Consider the following 4,328-nt stretch of genomic DNA (forward strand, 5'->3'; position numbering starts at 1 on the left):
CCCTTGACGAAGATCAGGCCGCGCTCGTCATCGGTACGGACCACTTCGAGATTCTGCTGGGTCCGTTGGCGGTCACCCATGTGACCGGCCATCTTCTTGCCCTTGAACACCTTGCCGGGATCCTGACGCTGGCCGGTCGAGCCGAGCGCGCGGTGCGAAATCGACACGCCATGGGTCGCGCGCATGCCGCCGAAGCCCCAACGCTTCATGCCGCCTGCGAAGCCCTTGCCCTGGGTGTGGCCGGTGATGTCTACCAGTTGGCCGGCAACGAAGTGCGATGCCGCAATGGTGGAGCCAACCTCGACCACGGCATCTTCAGCCACCCGGAATTCGGCGACCTTCATCTTCAACGGCACCTGCGCCTTCGCGAAGTGTTCGCGCTGCGGCTTGGCGACGTTCTTCTGCTTCGCTTCACCCGAACCGACCTGGAGGGCGGTATAGCCGTCCTTCTCGCCGGTGCGGACCGAAACGACCTGGCAATCTTCCAGCGCCAGGACGGTGACCGGCACGTGCCGACCGTCTTCCTGGAAGAGGCGGGTCATTCCGACCTTTTTCGCGATCACGCCTGTGCGCATGATCAGATCTCCTCAACAGAGGCACCCGGACCATTCCGGGTGCGTGCCAGCCCAAACTGTGTGCGAGCCCCGTCCGGGCTGAATGTCCTCGCTGGTGCGGGGACGAGACGGGGGACGCGGCCCGGAACAATCCGGCGGTATCCCAATGTCGGCGGCCCTTGCGGGCCAGTCGGACCTTCTGGCGGCTTAAGCCAGTTTGATCTCGACATTCACGCCCGCGGCGAGATCGAGCTTCATCAGCGCATCGACCGTCTGGGCGTTGGGCTGCACGATATCGAGCAGCCGCTTGTAGGTGCGAACCTCGAATTGCTCACGCGACTTCTTGTCGATGTGCGGACCGCGGTTCACGGTGAACTTCTCGATGCGCGTCGGGAGAGGAATGGGGCCCCTGATCAGCGCGCCTGTGCGGCGAGCCGTATCTGCGATCTCGCCAGTCGCCTGGTCGAGAACGCGATGGTCAAACGCCTTGAGGCGAATGCGGATATTCTGAGCTTCCATTTCCAACTACCGATGCGAAAGAGCCAAGGAAGTCCGAAAACCTCCAAAAACAAAGAACCGCCCCGCCTCCCCGGATCGTCCGGCGAAGGGGCGGCCCTCCGAAATGCTTGCGCGCCGCGGGGACGAATCCCTGCGACGCGCGCGCCTATATTACTTCGTGATCTTGCTGACAACCCCCGATCCGACGGTACGACCGCCTTCACGGATAGCAAAGCGAAGACCTTCGTCCATGGCGATCGGGGCAATCAGCTTGACGCTGATCGTCACATTGTCGCCCGGCATGACCATCTCGGTGCCCGAGGGAAGGATAACCTCGCCAGTCACGTCGGTGGTGCGGAAGTAAAACTGCGGACGGTAATTCGCGAAGAACGGCGTATGGCGGCCGCCTTCGTCCTTCGACAGCACATAGACTTCCGCGTCGAATTCGGTGTGCGGATTGACCGAACCCGGCTTGGCAAGGACCTGCCCTCGCTCGACTTCGTCACGGCCCGTACCGCGCAGCAATGCGCCGATATTGTCGCCTGCCTCGCCGCGATCGAGCAGCTTGCGGAACATTTCCACGCCGGTCACAATGGTCTTCTGCGTGTCACGGATACCAACGATCTCGACTTCGTCGCCGACATTGACAACGCCGGTCTCGACGCGGCCGGTAACCACAGTGCCGCGGCCCGAGATCGAGAACACGTCTTCGATCGGCATCAGGAATGGCTTGTCGATCGGACGGTCGGGCTGCGGGATGTGCGCATCGACGGCATCCATCAGGGCGATAATCGAGTTCTTGCCGATCTCGTCGTCGCGGCCTTCAAGCGCGGCCAGTGCCGAACCCTTGATAATCGGAATATCGTCGCCCGGGAAATCGTAGCTCGAAAGCAGCTCGCGCACTTCCAGTTCGACGAGTTCGAGGAGTTCCTCGTCGTCGACCTGGTCGACCTTGTTAAGGTACACGACCAGCGCCGGCACGCCGACCTGGCGAGCGAGCAGGATGTGCTCGCGGGTCTGCGGCATCGGGCCGTCGGCAGCGTTCACAACCAGGATCGCGCCATCCATCTGGGCGGCGCCGGTGATCATGTTCTTCACATAGTCGGCGTGGCCCGGACAATCGACATGCGCATAATGGCGGGCAGCGGTTTCGTATTCGACATGCGCGGTCGAAATGGTGATGCCGCGCTCGCGTTCTTCGGGAGCCTTGTCGATATTCGCGAAATCGACCGCCGAACCGCCGTGCAGTTCGGCCATCACCTTAGTGATGGCAGCCGTCAGCGTGGTCTTGCCATGGTCGACGTGACCGATCGTGCCGATGTTGCAGTGCGGCTTGTTCCGCTGGAATTTTTCCTTCGCCATTTCTCTAAAACCTCTGTTCTTCTGAATTCGATTATTGCGGGATCATGGCGCCCGCTGAATCAGGCGCCGCCCCTAGACTGTCACTCGCTATTAGGCAAGCTTCTCCTTGACCTCAGCCGCGACATTCGCCGGGACCTCGTCGTAATGCGAGAATTGCATGGTGTACTGGGCCCGGCCCTGGGTGAACGAACGCAGTTCGTTCACATAGCCGAACATGTTTGCCAGCGGCACGAAGGCCTCGACAACCTGCGCGTTGCCGCGGCTGTCGGTTCCCTGGATCTGCCCACGACGGGAGTTGAGATCGCCGATTACGTCGCCCATGAAGTCCTCGGGCGTAACGACCTCGACCTTCATGATCGGTTCGAGCAGCTTGATGCCTGCCTTTTCGGCGACTTCGCGCATCGCCCCACGTCCGCAAATCTCGAACGCAACGGTCGATGAGTCGACGTCATGATAGGCGCCGTCGACAAGCTTGATCGTGAAGTCGATGATCGGGAAGCCGATCAGATAGCCGCTCTCGGCTTGTTCGCGCATGCCCTTCTCGACCGACGGGATATATTCGCGCGGGATGTTGCCGCCCTTGATCTGGTCTTCGAAAATGATGCCCTGGCCGCGCTCGCCCGGAGTGACGATAACCTTGGCCCGGCCGAACTGGCCCGAGCCGCCCGACTGCTTCTTGTGCGTGTAATCGACCTCGACCTCACGCCCGAGCGATTCGCGATAGGCGACCTGCGGCGCGCCGACATTGGCCTCGACCTTGAATTCGCGCTTCATGCGATCGACCAGGATGTCGAGGTGAAGTTCGCCCATCCCCTTGATGATCGTCTGGCCCGATTCATGATCGGTCGAAACGCGGAACGAGGGATCTTCCGCCGCGAGGCGATTGAGCGCAACGCCCATCTTCTCTTGGTCGGCCTTGGTCTTGGGCTCGACCGAAAGTTCGATGACCGGCTCCGGGAATTCCATGCGCTCGAGAACGATCGGCGCGTTCTTGGCGCATAGGGTATCGCCGGTGGTGGTTTCCTTTAGCCCGGCGAGCGCAACGATGTCGCCGGCAAACGCCTCGTCGATATCCTCGCGATTGTTCGAATGCATCAACAGCATGCGCCCGACCTTCTCGTCCTTGTCCTTGACCGAGTTGAGGTAGGAGCCCTTGGAGAGCTTGCCCGAATAGATGCGGGCAAAGGTGAGCGAGCCGACGAATGGATCGTTCATGATCTTGAACGCCAGCGCGGCAAACGGGGCATCGTCCGAAGAAGGACGTGAATCCTCAATGTCGCTGTCCGGCTTGACGCCCTTGATAGCAGGAACGTCGATCGGCGACGGCAGATAATCGACAACGGCATCGAGCAGCGGCTGGACGCCCTTGTTCTTGAAGGCCGAACCGCACAGCACGGGAATGAAGGCATGGTTGAGCGTGCCCTTGCGGATGAGCTTCTTGAGCGTTGCCGCGTCGGGCTCCTCGCCCTCAAGATAGGCTTCCATCACGTCGTCGTCCTGCTCGACGGCGAGCTCTACCAGCTTTTCGCGATATTCGGCGGCCAGGTCGGCGAGGTCGGCCGGGATTTCGGTGTATTCGAATTCCGCCCCGAGGCTCTCGTCCTTCCAGACGATGCCGCGATTGTTGACGAGGTCGACCACGCCCTTGAGGTCGCTCTCGGCGCCGATCGGGAGATACAGCACCAGCGGGGTCGCGCCGAGACGATCGACGATCGACTTGACGCAGTAGAAGAAGTCGGCGCCGGTGCGGTCCAATTTATTGATGAACGCCATGCGCGGGACCTTGTACTTGTCGGCCTGGCGCCACACGGTTTCGGACTGCGGCTCGACGCCTGCGACCCCGTCGAACACCGCGACCGCGCCGTCGAGCACGCGCAGCGAACGCTCGACCTCGATCGTGAAGTCGACATGGCC

Annotated in this window: 4 protein-coding genes; all 4 read right to left on the reverse strand. The window is 61.5% G+C overall.

Annotated elements, in window-relative coordinates:
* Nucleotides 1-575: 50S ribosomal protein L3 (rplC, locus tag AC16XC_RS11035; RefSeq protein ID WP_484034708.1), on the reverse strand; the 575-nt coding region annotated here is incomplete at its 3' end.
* Nucleotides 576-761: 186 nt separating this feature from the next.
* On the reverse strand, nt 762-1,073 hold the full coding sequence (gene rpsJ / locus AC16XC_RS11040; protein WP_034905023.1) for a 30S ribosomal protein S10: 312 nt from the start codon (nt 1,071-1,073) through the stop codon (nt 762-764).
* A 150-nt stretch (nt 1,074-1,223) separates the two neighbouring features.
* Complete coding sequence (gene tuf, locus AC16XC_RS11045) at nt 1,224-2,414, reverse strand: elongation factor Tu (protein ID WP_484034709.1); 1,191 nt, start codon at nt 2,412-2,414, stop codon at nt 1,224-1,226.
* 90 nt (nt 2,415-2,504) lie between these two features.
* On the reverse strand, nt 2,505-4,328 hold a 1,824-nt coding region (gene fusA, locus AC16XC_RS11050), incomplete at its 5' end, for an elongation factor G (protein WP_484034710.1).

The sequence above is a fragment of the Candidatus Andeanibacterium sp. genome (assembly GCF_057143545.1).